The organism is Actinomadura hibisca NBRC 15177, assembly GCF_001552635.1.
Taxonomy (GTDB): Bacteria; Actinomycetota; Actinomycetes; order Streptosporangiales; family Streptosporangiaceae; genus Spirillospora; species Spirillospora hibisca.
In genome coordinates, this window is sequence record NZ_BCRO01000033.1 from 57,321 (window position 1) to 84,044 (window position 26,724).

Consider the following 26,724-nt stretch of genomic DNA (forward strand, 5'->3'; position numbering starts at 1 on the left):
CTTCACCTGCCCTTTCTTCCGGCTCGGCGTTGTCGGAGGCGGGCGAGGCAGGAGGCGATGCGGTCCATGGTCGCGTCGTCGGGGTCCCAGCCGCGGTGGAGCAGCGCGGTGAGGAGCGCTTCGAGGTACGGCCCGGGGCTGGGCAGCACGTCCTTGGTCACGGAGATGACGTCCCAGCCCATCTCGCTTCTCAGCCAGCGAAGGCGTCCCATGTCCCGGGTCCGTGCTCGGCGGCCGGAGTGATGGGACTCGCCGTCGTACTCCAGGCCGACCCGGTACTGGGGATAGCCCATGTCCACGTACAGGGATGCGCCGCATGGGCCTCGCACGGGGATCTGGGTCTGCGGGCGGGGGAAGCCGGCTTTCAGGACGATCAGGCGCGTCCGGCTCTCCCCCGGCGACTCGGCACCCTCATCACCGAGCGCCAGCAGCGTGCGCAGCCGCTTGTTGCCGCGATATCCCGTCAGCGGACGCGCCATCGATCTCAGTTCGTCCCGGCGGACCCCGCGCCGCAGGAACTGGTCGAGCGCCGCCAAAGCCTCCGGCTCCGACAGCCAGCGCGCGCAGTCCAGCGCCGTCCGGGATAGGGAGGTCAGCCGCACTCCCGACTCTTCGGTGACGTGTTCCTCCGGTAACTCCACCCAGCGTGGGTCGTCTCCCGGTGGTCCCTCTCCTGACGGCAGGATCAGATCGACCTCGCGTTCCGTCCACCGCGCTCCCGGAGGGAGGACGTCCAGCCCCCAGAGCCAGGCGGCCGTGCCGCGTGCGGCGACGGCTCCGTCAGGCACCAGCGGCTTCACGGCCAGAGCATGGTCCGCGATCGGCGTTCCCTGATCGGGTTCTTTCCGCAGCACCGGCGTGACGAGACCGGTCGGGCTTGCGTCCTCGCTTACGTTCAGCTTGCTCATGTCACTGATGGTGGTCGCCGCGAGAGCGCGGTGAAAGGCCCCGGCAAGATCTGTGGATAACTTCCCGGCCGCCCGCTGACGGACCCGCGTTCTAGGGTTCGGGGCATGGCAGATTCCTTTGAGCTCCTCCTGTCGGCCGAGCTGCCGCCGAGCCTGTCCGCCGACGAGGTCGCCGAGCTGAGCTGGCACACCGGTGCCGGTCCCCAGCCCGACGCCTTGACGATCGTGTCCGACTTCACCGAGGTCTTCGTCGACGACGACGGCCGGTTCGAGTACGAGAACCTCCCTCGTCCTCTCCTCGGACCCCCTCGTGCGGCCTGGCGCATCGGCGGTGTCTGCCACGCCGCCCTGCTGCCCAAGGAGAAGGGCGGCTGGGCCCTCAGTGCCCGGCAGGAGCTCCACCCCGACGACTTTGATCTGTTCAACGGCTTACTACGTTGGCTCAAGGAGCACGCGACCGCCTTCGCCTGCCACACGCGTTTCTACGAGGAAGAAGATTTCGCCCCCGTCCGCGACGGCCGACTCGTCTTCTAGGGCGACGCCGTCCTGGTCGGCCCGCACGCCCACATCAACGGCACGCCGATGCGCGACGTCGTGGCCCGCCAAGCCGACTTCTACGGAGCCCATCTGGACGACCGCCTCATCGACTGAGCAGGGTCACTCCTGTAGGGAGGCCCAGTTTCCGATCCGGTCGATCAGTTCGGGTGTCGCCGCGGCCTCCGCGTGGCCGAAACCGGGCTCGATCCACAGTTCGCGTGGCTCGCCCGCGGCCTCGAACAGCTGGCGGGCGTGCTCCAGCGGGAGGAACGCGTCGGCATCGCCGTGCACGACCAGCAACGGCACCGGCGCGATCCGCCCCACGACCTCGTGCGGCGCCTCGGGCACCGGGTCCCAGCCCTTGGCCGCGACGCGGGTGCGCCGCGCCAGCCGCACCGCCAGCCGTCCTGCCCGCCGCTCGATCGCCCAGTGGACGCGCCGCATCGGCACCGTGTCCCGGTAGTACCAACGGGCCGGGGCGCTCACCGTCACCACGGCGTCCACCGAACCGTGCAGCGCGGCGTGCCGCACCGCCACCGCGCCGCCCATCGAGAACCCCACCGTGACCACGCGCCCGTATCCCCGGCGACGGGCCGCCTCCACGGCCGCCTGGAGGTCGAGCACCTCCCGGTCACCGACCGTGGAGCGCCCACCGGAGCGGCCGTGCCCGCGAAAGTCGAACGCGACCACCCCGCCGTGCCGGTTGAGCGCCCCGGCGATCCGGCGGAGCATCGGCTGCCGCCACGAGCAGGTGAACCCGTGCGCCAGCACGAAGCAGACCTCGTCCGGTCCGCGCAGGTATCCGGCGTCAAGCCGCACGTCGTCCCGGGTGTAGAGCGTCAGCGGTTCCAGATTCTCCACGTCCCAATGATCGCCGATCCACGGAGGTCAGCGACAGAACAGCTCGTAGAGGTTGCCGCCCTCGTCGGCGAAGTAGACGCCGCGCGCGCCCAGGGGGTGGGCCTCGTCCACGCGGCCGTTGGCGGGAGCGTTCGGAGCGTCCCCGTAGGCGGCGTCCCGTTCCCGGAGGCGGGTCAGAGCTGTGTCGAAGGTGGCGGGGTCCGTCTCGAAGGCCAGGTGGACGCCCGTCGCGTCCGGCGCGGTCATGAAGTCCAGCGTCAGGTCGCCGTTCACCTTGACGGGCGTGAAGTGCCGCGCGTGGGGGTGCGGGCCGGTGTACTCCAGGCCCAGCACGTCGGCGAAGAAGCGGGCGGCCGCGTCGCCGTCGGGGGCGGGCACGATGGTGTGGTTCAGCGTGATCGTCATTCCGGCGTCCTCTCTCCGGTCGTCGCGCCGTGCAGGAACACCGCCAGGAAATCCGTGAGGTCCGGGCGTCGCCGGGCCGGGGGCCGGGCCCAGGCGAGCACCGTGCCCATGAAGATCTCGGCGATCTGCTCCGGGGGCAGGCGCAGGGTGTCGCGGTCGGGTTCGAGCAGGGCGGTCAGCGCGTCGCGCGTCCGGTCCATCGCGGCGTCACGGTCGGGCGCCGGACGGCCGCCGGACGCGGGTCCGTCCGCCGAACGGACCCGGCCGCCGGACGCGGAGCCGTCCGTCCGCCGTCCGCCCCGGTCGTGGCCCGTCGCCTGCAAGGCCGCGATCACCTGGCCCATGCGGGCCAGGTACGTCTCGATCGCCGTCGCCGCCCCCGCCAGCCGGGTCGGCAGCGGGTCGGTCAAGGGGATCGCGGCGAGGTCCGCCAGCACCCGGTCCGGGCACAGCGCCTCCGCCAGGCACGCCTCCAGCAGCTCCCCCTTGTCGGCGAAGACGCGGAAGATCGTCGCCTCGCCGATGCCCGCCGCTCGGGCCACCTGGGCCGTCGTCACCGCGTCCCCGCGGGCGGCCACCAGCGGCAGGGCCGCCTGGACGATCATGCTGCGGCGCTCGTCGGCGGGCATGCCGCGGGCGCGGCGCGGGGAGGACGGCATGGGCCGACGCTACGGAGTGAGCGCTCACTCCGTCAAGGGGGCGGCAGCGCGGCCGATCCGGAACGGCTGATAACGTTGCAGATCACGCGCGTCTCGGAGCGAAGTCCGGTGCGAATCCGGCGCTGTCCCGCAACTGTGTGCGCCCGTCTCGACGGCGGGCCGAGCCAGGTCGCCTCCGCGCGCCGACGACCATCGACCTCGCGGAAGGCCGACCCGTCCCGTCTCGGGCCGCCCGTCTTCCCCGCAGCCAGGAGGCCCCTCGTGAGATCCGTACGCGCCCTGAGCGCCGTCATCGTGGCCGGTGCCATGGCGCTGAGCGCCTGCGGCGGCAGCGGCAAGGACGACCAGGACAAGCCCGCCGCCCAGGGAGTGACCGTCCAGGCGGGCAACGGCAACGTGACCATCCCCGCCACTCCCAAGCGCATCGTGTCGCTCGCCCCCACCCACACCGAGACCCTGTTCGCCATCGGCGCCGGGTCCCAGGTCGTCGCCGTGGACGAGTACTCCACCCACCCGGCCGAGGCCCCCAAGACCAAGCTGTCGGGCTTCAAGCCCAACGCCGAGGCCATCATCGGCTACAAGCCCGACCTGGTCGTGATCTCCAACGACCAGGACGGCATCGTCAAGTCGCTGGAGAAGGTCAAGGTCCCGGTCCTGGTCGAGCCCGCCGCCGCCAAGCTCGACGAGGTCTACGACCAGATCCTCGACCTCGGCAAGGCCACCGGCCGCACCGCGCAGGCCGAGCAGCTCACCGGCAGCATGCGCACCAAGATCCAGGAGACGGTGCGGGGCGCCGCGGCCGCCAAGGGCCTCAGCTACTACCACGAGCTCGACCAGCAGTCCCACACCGTGACCTCCAAGACCTTCATCGGGCAGGTCTACGGCCTGTTCGGGCTCCGCAACGTCGCCGACGCCGCCGACAAGACCGGCGGCGGCTACCCGCAGCTGTCCCGCGAGGCGCTGCTGAAGAGCAACCCCGACCTGGTCTTCCTCGCCGACACCAAGTGCTGCGGCCAGACCGCCGCCACCGTCGCCAAGCGTCCCGGCTGGGCGGGGCTGGCCGCCGTCAAGAAGGGGAACGTGGTCGAGCTGGACGACGACATCGCCTCCCGCTGGGGTCCGCGCCTGCCCGAGCTGGTCACCACCATCGGCGACGCGGTCCGCAAGCACAAGTGACCCTCCTTCCCAAGGGCCTCCCCAACGGCGCGGCCCGGCTGCGGCCGGTCCAGCTCGCCGCGGCGCTGACGGTCCTGGCCGCCGCGCTGCTGGTCGGGCTGCTGGTCGGCGCCGCCGATCTCCCGGTCGGCGGCGTCGTCAGGGAGCTGCTGGACCGGCTGCCGTGGGTCCACCTCGACTCGGGCCTGTCGCCGGTCGAGCAGAACGTGCTGTTCGAGCTGCGCCTGCCCCGCGTCCTGATGGGCGCGCTGGTCGGCGGGATGCTGGCCATGGCCGGGGCCGGTTACCAGGGCGTGTTCCGCAACCCGCTCGCCGACCCCTACCTGCTGGGCGCCGCCGCCGGGGCGGGGGTCGGCGCGACGCTCGTGATCGTCGTGCTGCCCGGCGACCTGTCGTTCGGGGTTCCGCTGGCGGCGTTCGTCGGCGCGCTGGCCGGGGTCCTGCTCGCCTACGCGCTGGGCAACACCGCCGGGTCCGGCGCGGCGACGCTGGTCCTGGCCGGGGTCGCGGTCTCCACATTCCTGGCGGCGGTGCAGACCTTCCTCCAGCAGCTGCGCACCGAGGAGCTCCAGCGCGTCTACGCCTGGATCCTCGGCGGCGTCGGGTCCGCCGACTGGCGGCAGCTCGCCGTCGTGGCCCCGTACGCGCTGGTGTCCACCGGCGTGCTGCTGGCGCACGGGCGGCTGCTGGACGTGCTCGGCGTCGGCGACGAGGAGGCCACCTCGCTCGGACTGTCGGCGGCGCGTGTCAGGCTGGTGGTGCTGGCCGCGGCGTCGCTGGCGACGGCGTGCGCGGTCGCGCTCAGCGGGCTGATCGGGTTCGTGGGGATCGTGGTGCCGCACGTCGTGCGGCGGCTGGCGGGCGGCTCCTACCGCGTGGTGCTGCCGCTGTCGTTGCTGGGCGGGGCCGCGTTCCTGACGCTGGCCGACCTCGTCGCGCGCACGGTGGTGGCCCCCGGCGAGCTGCCGCTGGGCGTGGTGACGGCGTTCATCGGCGGTCCCTTCTTCGTGCTGGTGCTGCGCGCCTCCCGGCGGCAGGTGGACACGTGACGGTCGAGGTCGCGGGCCTGTCGGTGGAGCTGGACGGCCGGACGGTGCTCCGCGACGTGACCATGCGCGCGCCCGCCGGTTCCTGGACGGCCGTCATCGGCCCGAACGGCGCGGGCAAGTCCACGCTGCTGCGCGCCGTCCTGGGGCTGCGTCCCGCGCGCGGCGAGATCTCCGTCGCGGGCGCCGACCCGCGCGCCCTCAAGCCGCGCCGCCGCGCCCGCCTGGTCGCCTACGCGCCGCAGTCGCCGAACCTGCCGTCCGCCATGACCGTCTTCGACTACACCCTGCTGGGCCGCTCCCCCTACATCCCGCACCTGGGCCGCGAGAGCGCCCGCGACCGGGCCGTGGCGGACGAGGTCCTGGAGCGCCTCGACCTCACCGGCCTCGCCGCCCGCGAGCTGGGCCACCTGTCGGGCGGCGAGCGGCAGCGCGTCGTGCTCGCCCGCGCGCTGGCGCAGCAGACCTCGGTGCTGCTGCTGGACGAGCCCACCACCGCCCTGGACATCGGCCACCAGCAGCAGGTCATGGAGCTGATCGACCGGTTGCGGCTCGCCGACGGGCTGACGGTCGTCACCACCATCCACGACCTGACGCTCGCCGGGCAGTACGCCGACGGCCTGGTGCTGCTGTCGGGCGGCCGGGTCGCCGCCGCCGGGCCGCCCGCCGAGGTGCTGACCCGCCGTATGATCGCCGAGCACTTCGACGCGCGCGTGCACGTGTCCCCCGGCCCCGACGGCCGTCCCGTCCTGTCCCTGGAGCGCCCGTGAACCCCGAGTTGTTCTGGCGCGAGGAGGACGGCGTCCGCCTCGGCGCCACCGTCTGGCGCGCGGGCGACGGCCTGCGCGCGGTCTCCTCGGCGATGGTCGGCGGCGGCATCGGCCCCGCCCGCTGGGTGCTGAACGCCCAGGTCGCCGGGGTCTACGCCCGCATGGACCCCGAGGCCCACCTCCACGAGCTGGCCGCCGCCTACGGCCTGGACGGTCCCGGCGTCGGGATGTTGACGGCCGCCTCGGTGAGCCGCACCTTCCTGCGCTCCGACGGCGGTGTGCACGCCTCCGCCACCGTCGGCCTGCGCGTGCCGACCTGGGCCGCCGCGCCCGAGGACACGGCCGACCCGGAGCTCGCGCCGATCACCGCCTGGCGGCCCGGCACCGTCAACATCGTGGTCGCCGTTCCCGTGCCGCTCACCGACGCCGCGCTGGTCAACGCCGTCATCACCGTCACCGAGGCCAAGACGCAGGCGCTGCTGGAGGCGGGCTACCCCGGGACCGGCACCGCCTCCGACGCCGTCTGCGTCACCGCGCCCGAAGGCGGCGACGCCGAGCCGTTCGCGGGGCCGCGCTCGGTGTGGGGCGCGCGCGTCGCCCGCGCCGTGCACGCCGCCGTGCACGCCGGGGCCGTCGACTACACGGCGATGCTCGACGCCCGCGACGCCGCCGAACGCGGTACTCCCGCGCCCCGCGACGCTGAACTCGGCATCCCCGAAATCCGCACCCCCGAACGCGGCACCCTCGAAGACCGCGCCGCCGGACGCTCCGCTCCCGAGCCCCGCACCGCCGAACAGCGCTGAGCACCGGCCGCCGCGACATCCCGGAACGTCGCGGCGGCCGGTGCAGGGCCAGCGCTCTGTTGTGACTTCACCTCCTCCCGTCTCGTCGGCTCGGAAGCCCGATCACCCCGCGTGGGGAAGCGGGAAGCCGTTCAGCGAGTGCAGTCCCGTCGGCGGTTCGGGTTCGGCGTCCGGCCATCTCCCGGCCGCCGGGCGTCCCCCGGCCTGGGTGAGGGCGTCCACGCGGCGGCGCGCCCGCTCGGCCTCCGTGCGCGCGGCGTCGCGTTCGGCGGTGAGGGCGTGCAGGGCCGCGCGCATCTCCTCGGCGGTGCGGGCCAGCCGCCAGTTCCGCTGCTCGCACTCGTGCAGGCGCGCCTGGGCCTGGTCGCGGGCGGCGACGGCCTCGGCCGCCTCGGCGCGCATCCGTTCCACGTCCTGCTCGGCGGCGTCGGCCCGCGCGCGAGCGGCGGCGACCTCCCGCCACGCGGCCTCGGCCTGCCGCTGGGACGCATCGCGCTCGCCCTGCGCGACGGCGACCTCCGCCGTCGCCTCGGCGCGCACGGCGGAGACCCGGCGCTCCACGCCCGCCACGCTCAGCTCGGACGTCAACGAACCGGCGAGCTGGTCGGCGACCTGCTCCAGCCGCTCCACCATCTCCCACGTCCAGGCGACCTGCCCGGTCAGGCCGGGTGCCTGACGCCCCTGGTCGCGGCGGTCACGGGCGGCGCGCTCGCACGCGCCGCCGTCCTCCTGGCAGTAGCGGACGGTGCGCGCGCCGCGCACCGGCTGCGGGACGGGCCGTCCGCACCCCGCGCAGGGCCACACCGCGACCGGGTCGCCGACCCGCGCCACCTCGGCCCCGGCCGGGACGGGGACCTCGTCCTCCCCAGAGGGAAAGGGCGCCACCTTCAGATCCGCCTGGTCCGTCATGTGCAGTGGTACGCCAACGGACACGGGCGCGTTCAACGTTCACGCCAACGATTTCGGTCCTTTGCAGGAACCTCCCCCTCAGAGAGCCTTCTCCTCCAGGTAAGCCTCACGGACGCGGCTGCGGCTCAGCTTGCCCGAAGGCGTGCGCGGCAACGACTCCCGGAACTCGATCCGGCGCGGATGCTTCACCTTGGCCAGCAGCCGCCCGCAGTGCTCCAGCAGCGCCGCCGCCAGCTCCGGGCCCGCGACGGCACCGGCGGCGGGCTCGACCAGCGCGACCGGCCACTGCCCCCACTCGGGTTCGGGCACGCCGATGACCACCGCGTCGGCGACCGCCGGGTGTTGCAGCAGCGCCGCCTCGATCTCGGCCGGGTAGAGGTTCACCCCGCCCGAGATGATGAGGTCGGTGCGCCGGTCGCTCATGTAGAGCCAGCCGTCGCCGTCCAGGCGCCCGAGGTCGCCGGGCGTGTACAGGTCGCCGCGCATGCTCGCGGCGGTCTTGGCCGGGTCGCCGTGGTACTCGAACGCCGTCTGCCCGCGCGCGTAGATCAGCCCGGTCTCGCCGGGCGGCAGCTCGGCCCCGTCCGGCCCCAGGATCCTGATCTCGACGCCCGGCACGGCGTGGCCGACCGTGCCGGGACGCGCCAGCCACTCGTGCGGACGCGCCACCACGACCGCGCCGCTCTCGGTGGACCCGTAGTACTCCGTCAGCACCGGCCCCCACCAGTCCATCATCCGCTGCTTGGTCGCGACGGGGATCGGCGCGGCGCTGTGGAAAACCTGCCGCAACGACGACAGGTCGTAGTGGTGACGGATCTCTTCCGGCAACGCCAGCATCCGGTGGAACATCGTCGGCACCATGAAGGTGTTGGTCACCCGGTGCCGCTCGATGAGCGCCAACGTCTCCTCCGGCTCGAAGCGCGGGACCACCACGACCGCGTGCCCCAGGTTCAGCGCCATCATCGCGTGCATGCACGGCGCCGAGTGGTACAGCGGCCCGACGGCCAGGTGCACCTCGTCACCGGCCTCCAGATCGAGGTGACGGCCGATGCTCCCCACCATGACCTGCACCAGCACCTCCGGCGGCACGTCCAGCACGGGCCGCCGCACGCCCTTGGGGCGGCCGGTGGTGCCGGAGGTGTAGAGCATGATCGACCCCATCGTGCGGTCGGCGGGCGGCGCGGGGTCGGCGGCGGCGCACAGCGCGTCCAGGTCGGCCCATCCCCGCGCGCCGTCCACCGCGAGCCGGGCCTCCGGCGCGATGCCCGCCGCGTCGGCCGCCTCCGCCGCCGTCCCGGCGAACGCGCGTTCGCTCAGCACGACGCGGGCCCCGCTGTCGGCCAGCACATAGCCGATCTCCGGCGCGGTGAGGTGCCGACTCACCGGCACCAGGTACACGCCGCTCTGCAACGCGGCCAGCAGCGCGGTCAGGAACTCCGGCCGGTTGCCGAGCACCGTCGCGACGGCGTCGCCGCGCCCCACGCCGAGCGCGCGCAGCACGTGCGTCAACCGGTTCACCCGGGCGTGCAGCGCGCCGTAGGACAGCGTCTCCCCGCCCGGTCCCCCGAGGAACGCCGGGCGGTCCGGGTCGTGCGCCGCGATCTCGTAGAAGCCGACACCCTCGACGCCCATCCGGTGCTCCTCGCCTCGGCGATCTGCCCTGTCCCCATCTGACAGGCGATGTGAAGACGGCGACAAGCCGCGCCGCCCTGAAAAAGCGTCCGACCCCGGACACGTGAATCGCTGGCCGAAACAACGCCGTTACGTATCATTGGTGCCGCGGATCCGGGGGGATCTTCGCGACCTACGGCGGCGAGAAACTGGATGAGCGGTCCGAACCAGGGCGGATCAGGACAGGGACCAGGGCACGGGCCGGGGCACGACGGCGGGGGCGAGCAGGGCGGCGGGCAGGGCGGCGGCTCCGGCGGGACGCGCGGCACCGGCGCCGACTCCTCGACGGGGGCGCTGCTCGGCGGCGTGCTCGCCATCATCGCGGCCATCATCACGGTGATCGGCGCGCGCGCCGAGTGGATTCCCGTAGCGATCGGCCTCGGCGTGGTCACGCTGGTCGCCACCGCCTTCGGGCTCACGCTCCGCTACCTGCCCCACCTCACGCACGGTGCCGCGTCCCCGGGCCCGTGGTTCACCGCGTTCGCCGACGGCGCGAAGTGGTTGTCGGTCGGCGCGTCCGGAACGGCCCTGGTCTGCCTGGTCGCCATGGCGGTCGCCGACGGCGCGGGCGGGACGGGCGAGCGGTGCGGCCCGCCCCTGGAACTGCGCGCGGCCGTCGCCTCCGACGCCGTCGCCGCGCTGCGCCAGAGCGCCGCCGAGTTCGTCACCGGCACCGCCGACGACGGTTGCCCCCGCTACCACGTCGAGGTCACCCCCGAGCCGGGCCCCGCCCAGGCGACGGCGGGCTTCACCAGCCCCTGGGAGCAGAACGAGACGCCGGTCGGCGCCCAGATGTTCGGCCCGCAGCCCGACCTGTGGATGCCCGCGACCAAGGGCGAGAAGGACGCCGTCGCCTGGCGGCAGGACCCCCGGCCCGGCGACGTCGCCGACGGCCTGGTGTCCTCGCCGATGGTGATCGCGGTGTTCCCCGCCGAGCACCGGCGCGTCTACCGTCCCGGGGCCTGGCCCAACACGCCCGCGCTGGTGAAGGCCCTGGAGGAGGCGGGCGTGCGCATGATCGCCCGGCCGCTCCCGGAGAGTTCCGCCGCCGCCCTCGCGGTGACCGAAACCCTCTACAAGGCGCGCCATCCGGCCTCCTACCGCGACACCGAGAAGTTCCTCAGCCCCTCCGGCTGGCTCGCCCCCGACGCGGCCTCGCTGCTGTGCCGCATCCGGGGGCAGGCGGCCGAGGGCAAGGACCCGCCCGAGGGCCTCGCCGTCGTCGTCCCCGAGCACCTGCTGAACGACTACCTGTGGGGACGGCCGCTCGGCGACCGCTGCGCCGCCCACCGGGGCCGGAACTGGCCCTACCCGCGCTGGCGGCTCTACCCGCTCTACGCCTCCGACCTGCCGTCGCTGACCTACCCGTCGGTCCAGATCAGGTGGGGCGGCCAGGACGACCGGCCGCGCGACGAGGCCGTCCGCGCCCTGCACCGCTGGTTGCGGGAGCACCCGCTGACCGCGCAGGGCTTCCGCGACGCCCAGGGCCTGTTCCCCGCCACGCCCGGCGCCGACTACGCCCACCCCTACCTCAACGGCCTCGACCAGTGGGTGGGCTCCGGCGTCGTGCCGCCCACCGCCCTGCACGCCGAAGCGCCCCGGCCCGGCGCCGCGCTCGACGTCCTGCGCGCGAGCCGCGGCAAGTTGTCGATCAGCCTGGCGGCGGACGTGTCGGGCTCCATGGGCGAGCCCGCCTCGGCGCAGCAGAGCGGTTCGCGCCTCGCCCGCGCGGCCGGGCTGCTCCAGAACGTGGTGACCCAGCTCAACGAGGGCGACGACGTGGCGCTGTCCGCCTTCTCCCGCGCGGGCGGTCGCGACGCGCCCCACGAGGTCATCGCCTCCGGCCTGGCCACCGCCGAGCAGCGCCGCAAGGTGACCGACGGCCTGCGCGCGCAGATCCCCTCCGGCAAGGACCTGCCCCTGACCAGCGCGATCGCCCGCGCCCCGGTCACCGACGACACCGGCCGGCTGGTCGTGGTGAGCGACGGGCAGAGCGAGCGTCCGCTACCCGCCGCCGACCGCCGCGCCCTGGAAGAGCTGCGCGAACGCCGCCCGAAGTTGCGGCTCACGCTGGTGCCGACCGGCCCCACCGGCTGCGGGACCGCGCCGCTGCCCGAGATCGTCGAGGTCATGGGCGGATCGTGCGCGGCGCTGACGGGCGAGCCCGACGCGGTGCAGGCCGCGCGGCTCCTGGCCGGGATGCGGTGATCCGATGACCTCCACGGGCACCCCCGCCGGGCGGGCGCGGCGGCCGTCCCTGCGGGCCGCCGTCGCGATGGCGGCGGGCGTCCTCGTGACGCTCCCGATCGGCCTGTGGGCCGCCGACCACGAACCGCCCGGCTACCCCGCCATGGCCGCGCACTGCGACGAGCGCATCACCGTCGTCGGCGGCACCGACGCCAGCCTCAACGCCCAGCGGCAGAACCTCATCCGCGCCTGGAACGACGGCGACCTCGGCGGCCCCGACCACGTGGATGCGCGGCTGGTGGAGGTGTCGCCGTCAGCCGACCAGCAGCGCTCGCAACTCTGGGCGACACTGAACGCCCGCGACTGCGTACCCGACGTCGCCATCCTGGACTCGCCGCTGACCGCCGAGTTCGCCGGAGCCGGATTGCTGACGAAGCTGGCGGACATCCCGTCCTGGCCGCAGGCGCTCCGCCAAGGCTTCGACGGCGACTTCCTCCCCGACACGGTGGCGGCGGGCGAGTACCGGGGCGAACGCTACGCGGTGCCGTTCAACCTGGACGTCGGCCTCATGTACCACCTCAAGGGCACCACCCCGCCCGCCACCCAGGAGCAGATGCTCGGCCAGGGCTACATCGCCCAGTTCGCCGACTACGAGGGCCTGACCGTCAACATCCTGGAGTCGGTCTGGAACAACGGCGCGCGGCACGCCCTCACCGCCGGACGGGCCACGAGCCGCGCCGTCCTGGCCGACGACGTCTTCCCCGCGCTGGAACGCCTGGCCACCAGCATGTCCAAGGACGACGCGTCGGGCGGCCAGCAGTCGTTCCAGGAGACCGAGAGCATGGAGGAGTTCGCCTCGGGCCGCCGCGACGGCAAGGTGCTGCGCCACTGGATCAACGCCTACCGCTTCCTGGCCTCCGACCTGCGGATGCGGCAGGGCCCCGGCAACGGCGAGCTGCGCTTCCAGGTCGCGCCGCGCCCCGGCGCGACCGTGCTGGGCGGCCAGAACCTCGCCGTCCCGGCGCGGTCCCGCCGCCCGGCCGCCGCGCTCAAGCTGATCGACTACCTGACGCGCACCGAGTCGCAGCGGCGGTTGTTCTCCTGCGGCGGCTTCGCGCCCACCCGCTACTCGGCGTTCGGCCTGCAACCCGTGCCACCGGCGAAAGCGGTAGTGCAGGAACGGAACGTGGCGGCCTGCTCCCAACTGCCTCCGCTGGACCCGAACGCCGAGCCGTCCGGCGAATCCGACAACGTCACCACCGCACAGCTCACCGAACTCGCCAACGCGACGATGAAAGCGCTGGCCAACGCCGAACGCCGCCCGACGTCGGAGCACTACAGCACCTTCAGCGCGGTGCTGCGGACGTGCCTGCTCGGGTTGCTACCGCGCATGGAGCAGCCGGGCGCGCCGCGCAGGCCGACCAAGGACTCATTCGCCAAGGCGATCGAAGACTCCCTGGACGGCCGTATCACCCCCTGCTGAGAAGCAACGTACTCAAACCATCAGGGCAGCGCGGGCCATGGTGTGCAGCAGATCGGCCATCGCGGCGCGGTCCAGGCCGGACGCGCTGTGCGGGGTGGAGTTGAGCAGCCCGAAACAGGCGTGCACGGCCGCGCGCAGGCGCTCCTCGGGCCGTCCGGGGTGCAGGCGGCGCAGCACCGCCACCCACTCCTCCACGTAGGCGCGCTGGAGGCGGCGGATCTCGTGCCGCTGCGGCTGCGGCACGTTGTCCAGCTCGCGCTCGTGCACGGTGATCAGCGCAGGGTTGTCGAGCGCGAAGGCGATCTGCCAACGCAGCAAGGCGTCCAGTGCGCACGTGGGGTCGGGATCAGCGGCGCGCCGGGCGCCCTCGGCGCGCAGCCGGTCGCTGATGTCCAGCAACATCTCGGCGAGCACGGCCTCCTTGCCGCGGAAGTGCCGGTACAGGGCGGGGCCGGTGAGGCCCACGGCGCGGCCCAGGTCGCCGATGGAGGTGCCGTGGTAGCCGCGGCGCGCGAACAGTTCGGCCGCCGCGCCCAGGATCTCGGCGCGGCGCGGGTTGGCGCCCACGGTCCCGGTCATGATGGAGAGTGTAGACGAACGATGTTAACGAGCGTTAACATCGGCCTTGTTAATGAGCGTTAACTGTCGATGAGGACGGGTGATGACCGCACCTGAGCTGGGCACACGCGCCGATCCGGGCGGCGCCGCCTTCAAGGAGAACGCGGCGCACAACCAGGCCCTGGCCGCCGAACTGCGCGACCGCGTGGACCGCGCCGGGCGCGGCGGCCCCGACCGCGCCCGCGAGCGCCACCTGGCGCGCGGCAAGCTGCTGCCCCGCGACCGCGTGGACGCCCTGCTGGACCCCGGCTCGCCGTTCCTGGAGCTGTCGCCGCTCGCCGCCACCGGCATGTACGGCGACGAGGCGCCCGGCGCGGGGATCATCACCGGCGTCGGCCGGGTCTCCGGCCGCGAGTGCGTGGTCGTCGCCAACGACGCCACCGTCAAGGGCGGCACCTACTACCCCGTCACGGTCAAGAAGCACCTGCGCGCACAGGAGGTGGCCCTGCACAACCGGCTGCCGTGCGTGTACCTGGTCGACTCCGGCGGCGCGTTCCTGCCGAGGCAGGACGAGGTGTTCCCCGACCGCGAGCACTTCGGCCGCATCTTCTACAACCAGGCCACCATGTCGGCGCGCGGCATCCCGCAGATCGCGGCGGTGCTGGGCTCGTGCACGGCGGGCGGCGCCTACGTCCCGGCGATGAGCGACGAGGCCGTGATCGTCCGGAACCAGGGCACGATCTTCCTGGGCGGGCCGCCGCTGGTGAAGGCCGCCACCGGCGAGGTCGTCACCGCCGAGGAGCTGGGCGGCGGCGAGCTGCACTCGCGCGTCTCGGGCGTCACCGACCACCTGGCCGACGACGACCCGCACGCGCTGGCGATCGTCCGCGACATCGTCGCGACCCTCGGCCCGCGCGAGCCGCGCCCGTGGGAGACCGCGCCGCCGCAGGAGCCCGCGCTCGACCCCGGCGAGCTGTACGGCGTCGTGCCGCCCGACCCGCGCACCCCCTACGACGTGCGCGAGGTCATCGCGCGGATCGTGGACGGTTCGCGGTTCCAGGAGTTCAAGAAGGAGTACGGGAGCACGCTGGTCACCGGCTTCGCGCGCATCCACGGCCACCCGGTCGGGATCATCGCCAACAACGGCATCCTGTTCGCCGAGTCGGCGCAGAAGGGCGCGCACTTCATCGAGCTGTGCGACCGCCGCAACGTGCCGCTGGTGTTCCTGCAGAACATCACCGGCTTCATGGTCGGCCGCGAGTACGAGGCCGGCGGCATCGCCAAGCACGGCGCGAAGATGGTCACCGCCGTGTCGTGCGCGCGGGTGCCCAAGTTCACCGTCGTGATCGGCGGCTCGTTCGGCGCGGGCAACTACGCCATGTGCGGCCGCGCCTACTCGCCCCGCTTCCTGTGGATGTGGCCGAACGCGCGGATCTCGGTGATGGGCGGCGAGCAGGCCGCCAGCGTGCTGGCGACCGTGCGCCGCGACCAGCTCGGCGACGCCTGGAGCGCCGAGGAGGAAGAGGCGTTCAAGGACCCGATCCGCGCGCAGTACGAGGAGCAGGGCAACCCCTACTACTCCACCGCGCGGTTGTGGGACGACGGGGTGATCGACCCGGCCGACACGCGCCGCGTGCTGGGCCTGGGGTTGTCGGTGGCCGCCAACGCACCGCTGGAGCCGGTCGGCTACGGCGTCTTCCGGATGTGAGGGGCGAGATGTTCGAGAGCGTTCTGGTCGCCAACCGCGGCGAGATCGCGGTCCGGGTCTTCCGCACGCTGCGGCGGCTGGGGATCCGGTCGGTCGCCGTGCACAGCGACGCCGACGCCGGGGCCCGGCACGTGCGCGAGGCCGACGAGGCGGTGCGCGTCCCGTCCTACCTGGACATCGACGCGGTGGTCGCGGCGGCCCGCACGACCGGCGCGCGGGCCGTCCATCCCGGCTACGGGTTCCTGGCGGAGAACACCGCCTTCGCACGCGCCTGCGCCGACGCCGGGCTGGTGTTCGTCGGGCCGCCCGCCGAGGCGATCGAGGCGATGGGCGACAAGATCCGCGCCAAGCGCACCGTCGCCGCCGCGGGCGTCCCGGTCGTGCCGGGCCGCGACGAGGCGGGCCTGTCGGACGAGGAACTCGCCATCGCCGCGCTGGAGGTCGGCCTGCCGGTGCTGCTGAAGCCGTCGGCGGGCGGCGGCGGCAAGGGCATGCGGCTGGTGCGCGACGCCGCCGGGCTGCCCGAGGCGATCGCGTCGGCCCGCCGCGAGGCGCGCGCCTCGTTCGGCGACGACACGCTGCTGGCCGAGCGGTTCGTGGCCAACCCCCGGCACATCGAGATCCAGGTCTTCGCCGACGCGCACGGCAACGCCGTCCACCTCGGCGAGCGCGAGTGCAGCCTCCAGCGCCGCCACCAGAAGATCGTGGAGGAGGCGCCGAGCCCGCTGCTGGACGAGGAGACGCGCCGGCGCATGGGGGCGAGCGCCGTCGCCGCCGCGCAGGCCGTCGGCTACGTCGGCGCTGGCACGGTCGAGTACATCGTGTCGGCCGACCGGCCCGGCGAGTACTTCTTCATGGAGATGAACACCCGCCTCCAGGTCGAGCACCCGGTCACCGAGATGGCGACCGCGATCGACGGGCGGCCCGGCCTCGACCTCGTCGAGCTGCAACTGCGCGCCGCCGCGGGCGAGCCGTTGCCGTTCGACCAAGGGTCAGTGTCGTTCCACGGGCACGCCGTCGAGACCCGCGTCTACGCCGAGGACCCGGCGCGCGGCTTCCTGCCGACCGGCGGCACCGTCCTCGCGCTGGCCGAGCCGTCCGGCGACCACGTGCGCGTGGACTCCGGGCTGGACGAGGGCACCGAGGTCGGCGGCTCCTACGACCCGATGCTCGCCAAGGTGATCACCTGGGGGGCCGACCGCGCCGAGGCGCTGCGCCGCGCCGACCGGGCGCTGGCGGGCTACCGGCTGCTCGGCGTGCCCACGAACGTGGCGTTCCTGCGGTCGCTGCTCCGGCACCCCGAGGTCATGGCCGGACGCCTGGACACCGGGCTGGTCGAACGCGTTCTGGACGAGCTCAACGACGGCGCGGCGACGCCGCCGGAGGTCCTGGCGACCGCCGCGCTGGAGCGCATGGCGTCGCTGGAGACCGCCGATCCCGACCCGTGGGAGATCCCGGACGGCTGGCGGCCGGGCGCGCCCGCGTGGACGCCGTGGATCATCACGCCGTCCGGCGGCGAGCCCGTCGAGGTCCGCGTCCGGGGCCGCGCCCACGACGCCGAGGTGGACGTCGCGGGCACCACCGCGCCCGCCGCGCTCACCAGGCACGACGACACGCTCACCCTCACCTACGACGGCCGCGCGCTCACCTTCGCCGCCGCCCGCGACGGCGACACGCTCTGGCTGGGCCGCGACGGCCGCACCTGGGCGCTGACCGAGCACGTCCGCGCCGAGGGCGGGGGCGCGGACGCCGCCGCCGGGGACGGCGTGCTGCGCAGCCCGATGCCCGGCACCGTCCTGGCGGTCAAGGCCGCCGAGGGCGAGCGGGTCGCCGAGGGCCAGCCGCTGGTGGTGGTCGAGGCGATGAAGATGGAGCACACCGTCACCGCGCCGGTCGCGGGCGTGGTCGCCCGGCTGCCGGTCCGGGCGGGCGCGCAGGTCGCGCTGGACGCCGTGCTCGCCGTGATCGAGCCCGCGGCCGACGAGCCCGTGGTCGAGGAGGAATGATGCCCACCCCGCTGCCCGGCCTGCCCGAGCGGGTCACGATCTACGAGGTCGGCCCGCGCGACGGCCTGCAGAACGAGAAGGCGGTCGTCCCGGTCGAGGTGAAGGCCGAGTTCGTGGCCCGCCTCGCCGCCGCGGGCCTGACCACGATCGAGACCACCAGCTTCGTGCACCCGAAATGGGTGCCGCAGCTCGCCGACGCCGAGGAACTGCTCAAGGCGCTGCCGCCCGGCGGCGGCCCGCGCCCCGTCCTGGTCCCCAACGAACGCGGCCTGGACCGGGCGCTGGCCCTCGGCGTCAAGGAGATCGCGATCTTCGGCAGCGCCACCGAGACCTTCGCGCGCCGCAACCTCAACCGGACCGTGGCCGAGTCCCTGGACATGTTCGCGCCGGTCGTGGAGCGCGCCCGCGCCGAGGGGTTGTGGGTGCGCGCGTACGTGTCGATGGTGTGCGGCGACCCGTGGGAGGGCGCGGTGCCGGTCTCCCAGGTCGTGTCGGTCGCCACCCGCATGATGGCGATGGGCTGCGACCAGCTCAGCCTCGGCGACACCATCGGCGTCGGCACGCCCGGCCAGGTCACCGCGCTGGTCGGCGCGCTGCGCGAGGCGGGCCTCGACGCCGGCGACCTCGCGGTCCACTTCCACGACACCTACGGGCAGGCCCTGGCGAACACCCTGGCCGCCCTCCAGGCGGGCGTCACGGTCGTGGACGCCTCGGCGGGCGGCCTCGGTGGTTGCCCGTACGCCGAGTCCGCCACCGGCAACCTCGCCACCGAGGACCTGGTGTGGATGTTGAACGGGCTCGGCGTCGAGACCGGCGTCGACCTCGACCGGCTGGTCGCCACCAGCCGGTGGATGGCCGCGCAACTCGGCCGCCCCAGCCCGTCCCGCGTCGTGCAGGCCCTGTCCCCCAAGGAGTGACGTAATGATCGACTTCAAGCTCACCGCCGACCAGGAGGAGCTGCGGAGCACCGTCGAGCGGTTCGCCCGCCAGACCGTGGCCCCGGTGATCGGCGACCTGTACGAGCGCGGCGAGTTCCCCTACGAGATCGTCGCGGCGATGGGCAAGATGGGGCTGTTCGGCCTGCCGTTCCCCGAGGAGCACGGCGGCATGGGCGGCGACTACTTCACCCTGTGCCTGGCGCTGGAGGAGCTGGCCCGCGTCGACTCCTCGGTCGCCATCACGCTGGAGGCGGGCGTCTCGCTCGGCGCCATGCCGATCTACCGCTTCGGCTCCGACGCCCAGCGCGCCACGTGGCTGCCGGTGCTGACCTCCGGCGAGAAGCTGGCGGCGTTCGGCCTGACCGAGCCGGGCGGCGGCTCCGACGTCCCCGGCGGCATGCGCACCACCGCGCGGCTGGACGGCGACCACTGGGTGATCAACGGCTCCAAGTCGTTCATCACCAACTCCGGCACCGACATCACCGCGTTCGTGACCGTCACCGCCTTCACCGGCGAGAACGAGATCTCCACGATCATCGTCCCGAACGGCACGCCCGGCTTCACCGTGGGCCGCAAGTACTCCAAGGTGGGCTGGTCGGCCTCCGACACCCGCGAGTTGTCCTTCGACGACGTGCGCGTGCCCGCCGAGAACCTGGTCGGCGAGCGCGGCCGGGGCTACGCCCAGTTCCTGCGCATCCTGGACGAGGGCCGCATCGCGATCGCCGCGCTGTCGGTCGGCCTCGCCCAGGGCTGCGTGGACGAGTGCCTGCGCTACGTCCGCGAGCGCGAGGCGTTCGGCAAGGAGATCGGCCGCTACCAGGCCATCCAGTTCAAGGTCGCCGACATGGAGGTCCGCGCGCACACCGCGCGCCTCGCCTACTACGCGGCGGCGGCGAAGATGCTGGCGGGCGAGCCGTTCAAGAAGGAGGCGGCGATCGCCAAGCTGGTCGCCTCCAACGCGGCGATGGACAACGCCCGCGACGCCACGCAGGTCTTCGGCGGCTACGGCTTCATGAACGAGTACGCGGTCGGCCGCTTCTACCGCGACGCCAAGATCCTGGAGGTCGGCGAGGGCACCTCCGAGGTGCAGCGGATGCTGATCGCCCGCGCCCTCGGCCTGCCCAACAACTGACCCGCCCGCCCCACCAATGGGCGCGGCCACTCCCTTACCGGGAACGGCCGCGCCCAAACCTTTTTCAGCCCCATCCCGACAAGCTGAAGTTCCTGGCCTCCGCCGAGGCGGGCGCGGGCGCGTTCGTCACCGACGTGTCCTCCGAGGACGCGGCCGCGCGGCTACGCGCCGTCACGCCCTGACCTCTCCCCTCCAGGGACGCTCACGGCGGCCAGGTGACCGGAACCGAACCTGTCAGCGAATCGACGACGAGTTCCGGTCCGTCCGCAAGTCGGTACCCTCGGCGGGCACACCCCGGTGTCGGGTACGTCACACCGGCTTGACCTCAAGCGGGCTTCAGGGACTGGACTGGGGTGACGAGCTGGGCGGACCCGCCGAAAATGTCAGACCTCAGTGGAATACTCACCAAACCTCGCTCGTTTAATCGTTCGCGAAAATGTCAGTCACTGCAGTATTTTGCTGCGGTATCCCCCGACCCCGGCCTGCGGCCGACGCTGCCCGCACGTGCCCTGACGATTGGAACAGACTTGACCGCTCCCGCCTCACCCAAGGCGACGGACGGCCCACCCCCGGCGTCCGACGGCGGCGGCCTGGATCGCGGCGTGCTCGCGGTGGCCATGGTCGTCGTCCTCGGCGCCATCATGTCCATCCTGGACGTGACGGTCGTCAACGTCGCCCTCAAGCACCTGGTCGAGGACTTCGACTCGACCCTGCCGACCATCCAGTGGGTGGCGACCGGCTACACCCTGGCGCTGGCGACCGTCATCCCGGTGACCGGCTGGGCCTCGGCCCGGTTCGGCACCAAGCGGCTGTACATGATCTCCATCGCGCTGTTCGTGGCCGGCTCGGCGCTGGCGGGCATGGCCTGGGACGACAAGTCCCTGATCGCCTTCCGCGTGCTGCAGGGCCTGGGCGGCGGCATGATCATGCCGGCCGGCATGACGATCCTGACCCAGGCGGCCGGGCCGCAGCGGGTCGGCCAGGTGATGAGCATCGTCGGCATCCCGATGCTGCTCGGCCCGATCGCGGGCCCCATCCTGGGCGGCTGGCTGGTGGACGACGTCTCCTGGCGCTGGATCTTCTACATCAACGTGCCGATCGGCGCGGTCGCGCTGTTCCTGGCCTTCCGCATCCTGAAGAAGGACGAGCCCAAGCGGGCCGAGCGGCTGGACTTCCTCGGGCTGGTGCTGCTGTCGCCCGGTCTCGCCATGCTGATCTACGGCCTGGCCACCGGCGCGGAGAAGAACGACTTCGGCCGCGGTGACGTGCTGGGCACCACGATCGCCGGCGCGCTGCTCATCATCGGCTTCACCGTGCACGCGCTGCGCCGCGGCAACACCAACCCGCTGATCGACCTGCGGCTGTTCAAGCGCCGCTCGGTCGCGGCGTCGTCGGGCACCATGGTGCTGTTCGCGTGCGCGTTCTTCGGCGCGATGCTGGTGCTGCCGCTGTACTACCAGTCGGTGCGCGGCGAGACCGCGTTCGCCTCGGGGCTGCTGCTGGCCCCGCAGGGCCTGGGCGCGATGGTCACCATGCCGATCGGCGGCAAGCTCACCGACAAGCTCGGTCCGGGCAAGGTCGTGCTGGTGGGCCTGTCGGTGGTGGTGCTGGGCGTGGCGGGCTTCGCGTTCCAGATCACCCCGGACTCCTCGTACTGGACGCTCGGCCTCGCGCTGTTCGTGATGGGCATGGGCATGGGCATGACCATGATGCCGACCATGTCGGCGGCCATGCAGACCCTCCAGCACGACGAGGTGCCGCGGGCCAGCACCGGGCTGAACATCATCCAGCAGGTCGCCGGCTCCATCGGCACCGCCTTCATCGCGGTGCTGCTGACCTCCCGGATGGAGGCCGAGGGCCTGCCGTCCGGCGGGCTGGCGCACGCGGCCGACCCGAACGCGCCCAAGCCGTCGCCCGAGCAGCTGATGGCGTTCGTCGAGAAGATGGCCAACGCCTTCCAGACCACCTACTGGTGGTCGCTGGTGCTGCTGGCGTTCGCCTTCCTGCCGGCGCTGATGCTGCCGCGCAAGAAGCCGAAGGCGCCGATCGACGCCCCCATGCCGATGCACTAGGGGTTCGACCCGCACCACCGACGCCCCGTTCCCGGACCGCACGGTCCGGGAACGGGGCGTTCGCCGTCGCGGGCCGCCAGAAGCGGGCTGCGCGCCGTCCGGCGTCCGGCGGCGCTACGCGGGCGCGGCGCGGTGGTCCTTCCAGTACTCGTCCTTCAGGAGCCGCTTGTAGAGCTTGCCGGTGGGGTGGCGGGGCAGCTCGTCGCGGAAGTCCACCGAGCGCGGGCACTTGTAGTGCGCCAGGTGCTCGCGGCAGTGGGCGATCAGCTCGGCCGCCAGCTCCGGCCCCGCGCGGCCGGGGTCGGCGGGCTGGACGACGGCCTTGACCGCCTCGCCCATCTCGGCGTCGGGCACGCCGAGCACCGCGACGTCGGCGACGGCGGGATGCACGGCCAGCAGGTTCTCGGCCTCCTGCGGGTAGATGTTCACGCCGCCGCTGATGATCATGTAGGAGCGGCGGTCGGTGAGGTAGAGGAAGCCGTCCCCGTCCACGTAGCCGACGTCGCCGAGGGTGGTCCAGCCGTGCCCCCAGGGGTCGCGGGCGGCCTCGGTCTTGGCGCGGTCGCCGTGGTACTCGAAGGTGGGGCCGCCACCGAAGTAGAGGGTGCCGGGCGTGCCCGGCGGCAGCTCCGCGCCCCGCTCGTCGCACACGTGGATCTCGCCGAGCAGCGGCCGTCCCACGGTGCCCTTGTGCGCGAGCCAGTCGGCGGCGCCCGCGTAGACGAAGCAGTTGCCCTCGGTCCCGGCGTAGTACTCCTGGACGACCGGGCCCCACCACTCGATCATCCGCTCCTTCACCGGGACGGGGCAGGGCGCGGCGGCGTGCACGGCGTGCTTGAGGCTCGACACGTCGTACCCGGCGCGGACCTCCGGCGGCAGCTTCAACATCCGGATGAACATGGTCGGCACCCACTGGCTGTGGGTGACGCCGTACCGCTCGATCAGCGCCAGGGCCTGTTCGGCGTCGAACCTCTCCATCACCACGACGGTCGCGCCGAAGCGGTGGAAGTTCAGGCAGTAGCGCAGCGGCGCGGCGTGGTACAGCGGCGCGGGCGACAGGTAGACCGAATCGCCGTCGGGCTGGAACAGCAGGGAGATGAGCCGGTACAGCGGGCCGGGCGTGCCCATCTCCACCAGCGGAAGCGGCGGTTTGACGCCCTTGGGGCGGCCGGTGGTGCCCGAGGAGTAGAGCATGTCCGAGCCCTCGCGCTCCTCGGCGAGCGGGACGGGCGGGTGGGCGGCGACGCGCTCCTCGTAGGAGTCGAAGCCGGGCGCGGTGCCGTCGAGCATGAGGCGCAGCCGGACGCCCGGCGTGCGCTCGGCGACCGCGGCGGCGGTGCCGCCGAGCGCGGCGCTGCTGACGAAGGCGCGGGCCTCGCAGTTGGCGACGATGTAGGCCAGCTCGTCGGGCTGGAGGCGGGAGCTGACGGCGGTGTAGTAGAGCCCCGACCGCTGCGCGGCCCAGGCGACGGCCAGGAAGAGCGGGTGGTTCTCCAGCATGAACGCGATGTGGTCGCCGGGGCGCAGCCCCTCGGCGTGCAGCAGCTGCGCGAGCCGGTTGGACTCCTCGTCCAGCTCGCGGTAGGTGACGACGCGTCCGGAGCCCGCCATGATCACGGCGGGCTTGTCGGGCGTCTGCGCGGCGATCTGCCCCAGGTGCATGCCTTCGCACGCTACCGGGCCGCACCCACGAATGGAACGGGATTCGGTTTACTTCCCGCTCAGACCAGCATGTGGTCGAAGTCCCCGTCCTTGGCGCCGCCGACGAACGCCTCGACCTCGGCGCGCGTGTAGATCAGGATCGGCCCCTCCGGGTACCGCGAGTTGCGCACCGCGATGTCGCCGGTGGGCAGTTCGGCCAGCTCCACGCAGTTGCCGCTCGGATTGCTGCGCCGGCTCTTCTGCCAGACCAGGCGCTGCCGGCCGCGGTCGAGCGGGTCGAGCGGGTCATAGGCGTCCATCAAAAGCCCCCTTGAAAAGCGGTTCCGCCCCCCTGCCGGGAGGCCGCGGTCTCGCCCCGCCCCATGGCGATGGTACGAGATGCACGTGCATTCGTTCTTGCATTCGTTCATGCAGACGGTCTTGCATCTGCACGGCTTGGGGAGCAAGATAGCGAACGCCCGCCCCCGTCCCGCCCGCTCGCCTTGGGGTTTGACAATGATCGTTGACCAGGCAGACTCCGTCGCCGCCCGCGCAGTGGCCCACGCGCAAGGCGGCCGCCGGCACGTCACGCCGGACCACCGACCCGATCACCCGCACCGCGCCGGGGGCCTGCCGCCCCTGGCGGGCTTCCCGCACACCGACCCGGTCCCCGGCGGCGACCGGCCGGCGGGCGGCGACGACCCGGCGGTCCGGCCGGGCCTGCGCGGCTGCTGGCCCGCGCCGCACGCCGGCACCCCCCGCACCGCGCGGTGCGTGCTGCGCGCCGAGCCCGCCTCGCCGGGGCGCGCCCGCGACTTCACCGCCGCGACCCTGGCGGGCTGGAGCCTGGCCGAACACTCCGACGACGCGGTCATCGCGGTGTCGGAGCTGGTCACCAACGCGCTGCGGCACGGGCTGCGCGAGGTGCCGCACGGCCCGTCGGGCGGCCTGGTGCAGCTCGTCCTGCTCAACCACCCGCGCCGCCTGGTCGTCATGGTCACCGACCCGGGCGAGCGGGTGCCCGAGCCGGTCGCGCACGAGCCGGAGTGGTTCGGCGAGGGCGGCCGCGGCCTGCTGGTGGTCGGCGCGGTCAGCAGCGCCTGGGGCTGGGCGCCCTTGACGACCGGCGGTAAGGCGGTCTGGGCGGCCTTCGAGCTGCGCCGCCCCGCGCGGGACGAGGCCGTCGCCGCCTCCTGAGTCACACCCGCCCCGGCCACCGAACGGCTGCGGGCGGCAGCACCCTCTTTACGGTCAGCTCTGACCCGGAAATTCGGTCAGACCAAAATAAGAAAACGCCACCGGCGTGGCGGCCGGGCCCGCGCTCCTGCCGATCAGGGGCGGGCAGGCGCGGACCGGGCCCGGCTCCGCATCGCGGGCGTGACCGGAGGTCGGCCGCCCGGGGCCGGGGTCGAAGGCGAGGCCCGGGTCCCGGCGCGGCGGGCCGCACAACGAAGCGCCCGCATGCTTTCGGCCCGGTTCGCGAGCCCTCAGGGGCGGGCGAACCGGGCCGGAAGTCGTTTGACGCCGGTTACGCGGGCTGCGGCTCGGCCACCTGCGGCTCGGCGGGCGTCTCCAGCTCGTCCAGGAACGAGCGCGCCCAGCGGTCCACGTCGTGCTCCTGCACCCGCCTGCGCATCGTGCGCATCCGCTTGGCCTGCTCGGCGGGCTCGGTGTGGATCGCCTTCAGCAGCGTCTCCTTGAGCCCGTCGATGTCGTAGGGGTTGACCAGGAACGCGCCGCGCCCCAGCTCCCCCGCCGCGCCCGCGAACTCGCTGAGCACCAGCGTGCCGCGCAGGTCGTCGCGGCAGGCGACGTACTCCTTGGCCACCAGGTTCATGCCGTCGCGCAGCGGCGTCACCACCATGACGTCGGCGGCCAGGTAGAGCGCGGCCAGCTCCTTGCGGTCGTAGGAGGTGTGCAGGTAGTGCACGACGGTGGTGCCGAGCTCGCTGTGCTCGCCGTTGATCCGGCCGACCTGCTGCTCGATCTGGTCGCGCAGCAGCTGGTACTGCTCGACCCGCTCGCGGCTGGGCGTCGCGATCTGCGCGAAGACCGCCTCGCCGGGCTTGAGGTCGCCGTCGCCGAACAGCTCGCCGAACGCCTCCAGCCGCTGGGTGATGCCCTTGGTGTAGTCGAGCCGGTCGACGCCCAGCAGCACGGTGCCGCCGCCGAGGTCCTCGCGGATCTCCTTCGCGCGGGCGCGCACGTCGGGGCGCTCGATGAGGTCGTGCAGCTCCTCCACGTCCACCGAGATGGGGAACGCGCGCGCCCGCACGACCCGGTCGTCCCAGTAGACGTCCTGCTTGCTGTAGCGGGCGTCCAGCAGGCGGCGGCACAGCCGCACGAAGTTGGAGGCCGCGCCGGGCAGCTGGAAGCCGACCAGGTCGGCGCCGAGCAGGCCCTCCAGGATCTGCCGCCGCCACGGCAGCTGCCAGAACAGCTCCAGCGGCGGGAACGGGATGTGCAGGAAGAAGCCGATGCGCAGGTCGGGCCGCAGCTCGCGCAACATCTTGGGCACCAGCTGGAGCTGGTAGTCCTGGATCCACACGATCGAGCCCTCGCCCGCGACCGCGGCGGTCACCTCGGCGAAGCGCCGGTTGACCCGCACGTAGGCGTCCCACATCGCGCGGTCGTACACCGGCGGGGCCACCACGTCGTGGTAGAGCGGCCACAACGTGGCGTTGGAGAAGCCCTCGTAGTACAGCTCCACGTCCTCCGACGACTGGAAGACCGGCACCAGCGCCATGCCGTCCTCCTGGAACGGCTCCAGCTTCTCGTCGGCCTTGCCCGCCCAGCCGATCCACGTGCCCTGCCGGCGCCGCATCAGCGGGGCGATCGCGCTGACCAGCCCGCCGGGGCTGCGGCGCCAGGACGGGGTGCCGTCCTCGCCGACGACCCGGTCCACCGGAAGCCGGTTGGCCACCACCACGAACTCGCTACCGTCCGACACCGACGACCTGCCTTCCCGCAACCGTCGAGACCGCGCCCGGCGTCGTCCGCCGAGCGCGTCCCGTCATTCTGCCTGTTCCGCACCGGCGCGGGTGGCCAGCGCCCCGCCCGGTGATCGCCCCGGTGTACTACCCGCGAAATCGCGCTCCACGCCGCCGCGCCGGGTCGCGTTCAGCACATTTCACTCGTTTGTCAGACAGTGCGGTCAGAGTTCACCTGTTCGGAACGTTCCGGGAGGTCATCGACGCGCTCGCCCTCGGCGTCCCTCTCGTCCGGGCCTCGGCCGCGCCGTCGCGTCCACGCGG

Annotated in this window: 23 protein-coding genes; 13 read left to right on the top strand and 10 right to left on the bottom strand. The window is 73.2% G+C overall.

What is annotated here, in order from left to right:
• Positions 1–2 precede the first annotated feature (2 nt).
• Positions 3–908 (bottom strand): type IV toxin-antitoxin system AbiEi family antitoxin, encoded by a 906-nt coding sequence (locus tag AH6_RS17045; RefSeq protein WP_157431530.1) that lies wholly within the window; start codon positions 906–908, stop codon positions 3–5.
• 105 nt (positions 909–1,013) lie between these two features.
• On the opposite strand from AH6_RS17045, the gene AH6_RS17050 reads away from it, so the two are divergent.
• Entirely contained in the window at positions 1,014–1,442 is a 429-nt protein-coding gene (locus AH6_RS17050) for a hypothetical protein (protein ID WP_067480745.1), read from the top strand.
• Between the two features lie 123 nt (positions 1,443–1,565).
• Here AH6_RS17050 and AH6_RS17055 read toward each other — a convergent pair whose 3' ends face one another.
• Genes AH6_RS17055 through AH6_RS17065 form a run of 3 tightly spaced genes read right to left on the bottom strand, consistent with a single transcriptional unit; the run spans position 1,566 to position 3,370 of the window.
• Positions 1,566–2,306, bottom strand: a complete 741-nt coding sequence (locus AH6_RS17055) for an alpha/beta hydrolase (protein ID WP_083982987.1) — start codon at positions 2,304–2,306, stop codon at positions 1,566–1,568.
• 27 nt (positions 2,307–2,333) lie between these two features.
• Positions 2,334–2,711 carry a VOC family protein gene (locus AH6_RS17060; protein WP_067480748.1) on the bottom strand — a complete coding sequence of 126 codons (378 nt, stop codon included), beginning with the start codon at positions 2,709–2,711 and terminating at the stop codon, positions 2,334–2,336.
• The gene (locus AH6_RS17065; protein ID WP_067480751.1) at positions 2,708–3,370 is read right to left on the bottom strand and encodes a TetR/AcrR family transcriptional regulator; all 663 of its coding nucleotides are present in this window, start codon (positions 3,368–3,370) and stop codon (positions 2,708–2,710) included. Before AH6_RS17065 ends, AH6_RS17060 begins: the two co-directional genes overlap by 4 nt.
• A gap of 261 nt (positions 3,371–3,631) precedes the next feature.
• Here AH6_RS17065 and AH6_RS17070 point away from each other — a divergent pair, with 261 nt between their 5' ends.
• The 4 genes from AH6_RS17070 to AH6_RS17085 are packed head-to-tail and all read left to right on the top strand — an operon-like array spanning position 3,632 to position 7,165.
• On the top strand, positions 3,632–4,546 hold the full coding sequence (locus AH6_RS17070; RefSeq protein WP_067480753.1) for an ABC transporter substrate-binding protein: 915 nt from the start codon (positions 3,632–3,634) through the stop codon (positions 4,544–4,546).
• On the top strand, positions 4,543–5,595 hold the full coding sequence (locus AH6_RS17075; RefSeq protein WP_067480756.1) for a FecCD family ABC transporter permease: 1,053 nt from the start codon (positions 4,543–4,545) through the stop codon (positions 5,593–5,595). Before AH6_RS17070 ends, AH6_RS17075 begins: the two co-directional genes overlap by 4 nt.
• Positions 5,592–6,362 carry an ABC transporter ATP-binding protein gene (locus tag AH6_RS17080; RefSeq protein ID WP_067480759.1) on the top strand — a complete coding sequence of 257 codons (771 nt, stop codon included), beginning with the start codon at positions 5,592–5,594 and terminating at the stop codon, positions 6,360–6,362. Before AH6_RS17075 ends, AH6_RS17080 begins: the two co-directional genes overlap by 4 nt.
• A complete protein-coding gene (locus AH6_RS17085) occupies positions 6,359–7,165 on the top strand; it encodes an adenosylcobinamide amidohydrolase (RefSeq protein ID WP_169807867.1) in 807 nt (268 codons plus the stop codon). The genes AH6_RS17080 and AH6_RS17085 overlap by 4 nt, the downstream gene beginning before the upstream one ends.
• Positions 7,166–7,267: 102 nt before the next feature.
• Here AH6_RS17085 and AH6_RS45030 read toward each other — a convergent pair whose 3' ends face one another.
• Entirely contained in the window at positions 7,268–8,074 is an 807-nt protein-coding gene (locus AH6_RS45030) for a hypothetical protein (RefSeq protein WP_067480762.1), read from the bottom strand.
• Between the two features lie 78 nt (positions 8,075–8,152).
• The gene (locus AH6_RS17095) at positions 8,153–9,706 is read right to left on the bottom strand and encodes an AMP-binding protein (protein WP_067480765.1); all 1,554 of its coding nucleotides are present in this window, start codon (positions 9,704–9,706) and stop codon (positions 8,153–8,155) included.
• Between the two features lie 192 nt (positions 9,707–9,898).
• Between AH6_RS17095 and AH6_RS17100 the strand changes: the two genes are divergently transcribed.
• Positions 9,899–11,953: a vWA domain-containing protein gene (locus AH6_RS17100; protein WP_067480768.1), complete on the top strand. Its 2,055-nt coding sequence runs from the start codon at positions 9,899–9,901 to the stop codon at positions 11,951–11,953.
• Between the two features lie 4 nt (positions 11,954–11,957).
• Complete coding sequence (locus tag AH6_RS17105; protein WP_067480771.1) at positions 11,958–13,415, top strand: extracellular solute-binding protein; 1,458 nt, start codon at positions 11,958–11,960, stop codon at positions 13,413–13,415.
• A gap of 12 nt (positions 13,416–13,427) precedes the next feature.
• Here the strand turns inward: AH6_RS17105 and AH6_RS17110 are convergent, their stop codons facing one another.
• Positions 13,428–13,994: an SACE_7040 family transcriptional regulator gene (locus AH6_RS17110; RefSeq protein WP_067480774.1), complete on the bottom strand. Its 567-nt coding sequence runs from the start codon at positions 13,992–13,994 to the stop codon at positions 13,428–13,430.
• 82 nt (positions 13,995–14,076) lie between these two features.
• On the opposite strand from AH6_RS17110, the gene AH6_RS17115 reads away from it, so the two are divergent.
• From AH6_RS17115 to AH6_RS17135, 5 genes are all read left to right on the top strand, one after another.
• Complete coding sequence (locus AH6_RS17115; RefSeq protein ID WP_067480776.1) at positions 14,077–15,681, top strand: carboxyl transferase domain-containing protein; 1,605 nt, start codon at positions 14,077–14,079, stop codon at positions 15,679–15,681.
• An 8-nt stretch (positions 15,682–15,689) separates the two neighbouring features.
• On the top strand, positions 15,690–17,687 hold the full coding sequence (locus tag AH6_RS17120) for an acetyl/propionyl/methylcrotonyl-CoA carboxylase subunit alpha (RefSeq protein WP_067480779.1): 1,998 nt from the start codon (positions 15,690–15,692) through the stop codon (positions 17,685–17,687).
• Entirely contained in the window at positions 17,687–18,604 is a 918-nt protein-coding gene (locus tag AH6_RS17125) for a hydroxymethylglutaryl-CoA lyase (RefSeq protein WP_218005866.1), read from the top strand. The genes AH6_RS17120 and AH6_RS17125 overlap by 1 nt, the downstream gene beginning before the upstream one ends.
• A gap of 4 nt (positions 18,605–18,608) precedes the next feature.
• Positions 18,609–19,757, top strand: a complete 1,149-nt coding sequence (locus tag AH6_RS17130; RefSeq protein WP_067480786.1) for an acyl-CoA dehydrogenase family protein — start codon at positions 18,609–18,611, stop codon at positions 19,755–19,757.
• Between the two features lie 527 nt (positions 19,758–20,284).
• On the top strand, positions 20,285–21,829 hold the full coding sequence (locus AH6_RS17135) for a DHA2 family efflux MFS transporter permease subunit (RefSeq protein WP_067480790.1): 1,545 nt from the start codon (positions 20,285–20,287) through the stop codon (positions 21,827–21,829).
• A 114-nt stretch (positions 21,830–21,943) separates the two neighbouring features.
• Here AH6_RS17135 and AH6_RS17140 read toward each other — a convergent pair whose 3' ends face one another.
• Both AH6_RS17140 and AH6_RS17145 read right to left on the bottom strand, forming a co-directional pair.
• Entirely contained in the window at positions 21,944–23,491 is a 1,548-nt protein-coding gene (locus AH6_RS17140) for an acyl-CoA synthetase (protein WP_067480793.1), read from the bottom strand.
• Between the two features lie 59 nt (positions 23,492–23,550).
• On the bottom strand, positions 23,551–23,790 hold the full coding sequence (locus AH6_RS17145; RefSeq protein ID WP_067480795.1) for a DUF397 domain-containing protein: 240 nt from the start codon (positions 23,788–23,790) through the stop codon (positions 23,551–23,553).
• Between the two features lie 196 nt (positions 23,791–23,986).
• On the opposite strand from AH6_RS17145, the gene AH6_RS17150 reads away from it, so the two are divergent.
• Positions 23,987–24,667, top strand: a complete 681-nt coding sequence (locus AH6_RS17150; RefSeq protein WP_083982989.1) for an ATP-binding protein — start codon at positions 23,987–23,989, stop codon at positions 24,665–24,667.
• 331 nt (positions 24,668–24,998) lie between these two features.
• Here AH6_RS17150 and AH6_RS17155 read toward each other — a convergent pair whose 3' ends face one another.
• Positions 24,999–26,420 carry an alpha,alpha-trehalose-phosphate synthase (UDP-forming) gene (locus tag AH6_RS17155; protein ID WP_083982991.1) on the bottom strand — a complete coding sequence of 474 codons (1,422 nt, stop codon included), beginning with the start codon at positions 26,418–26,420 and terminating at the stop codon, positions 24,999–25,001.
• Between the last annotated feature and the right edge of the window lie 304 nt (positions 26,421–26,724).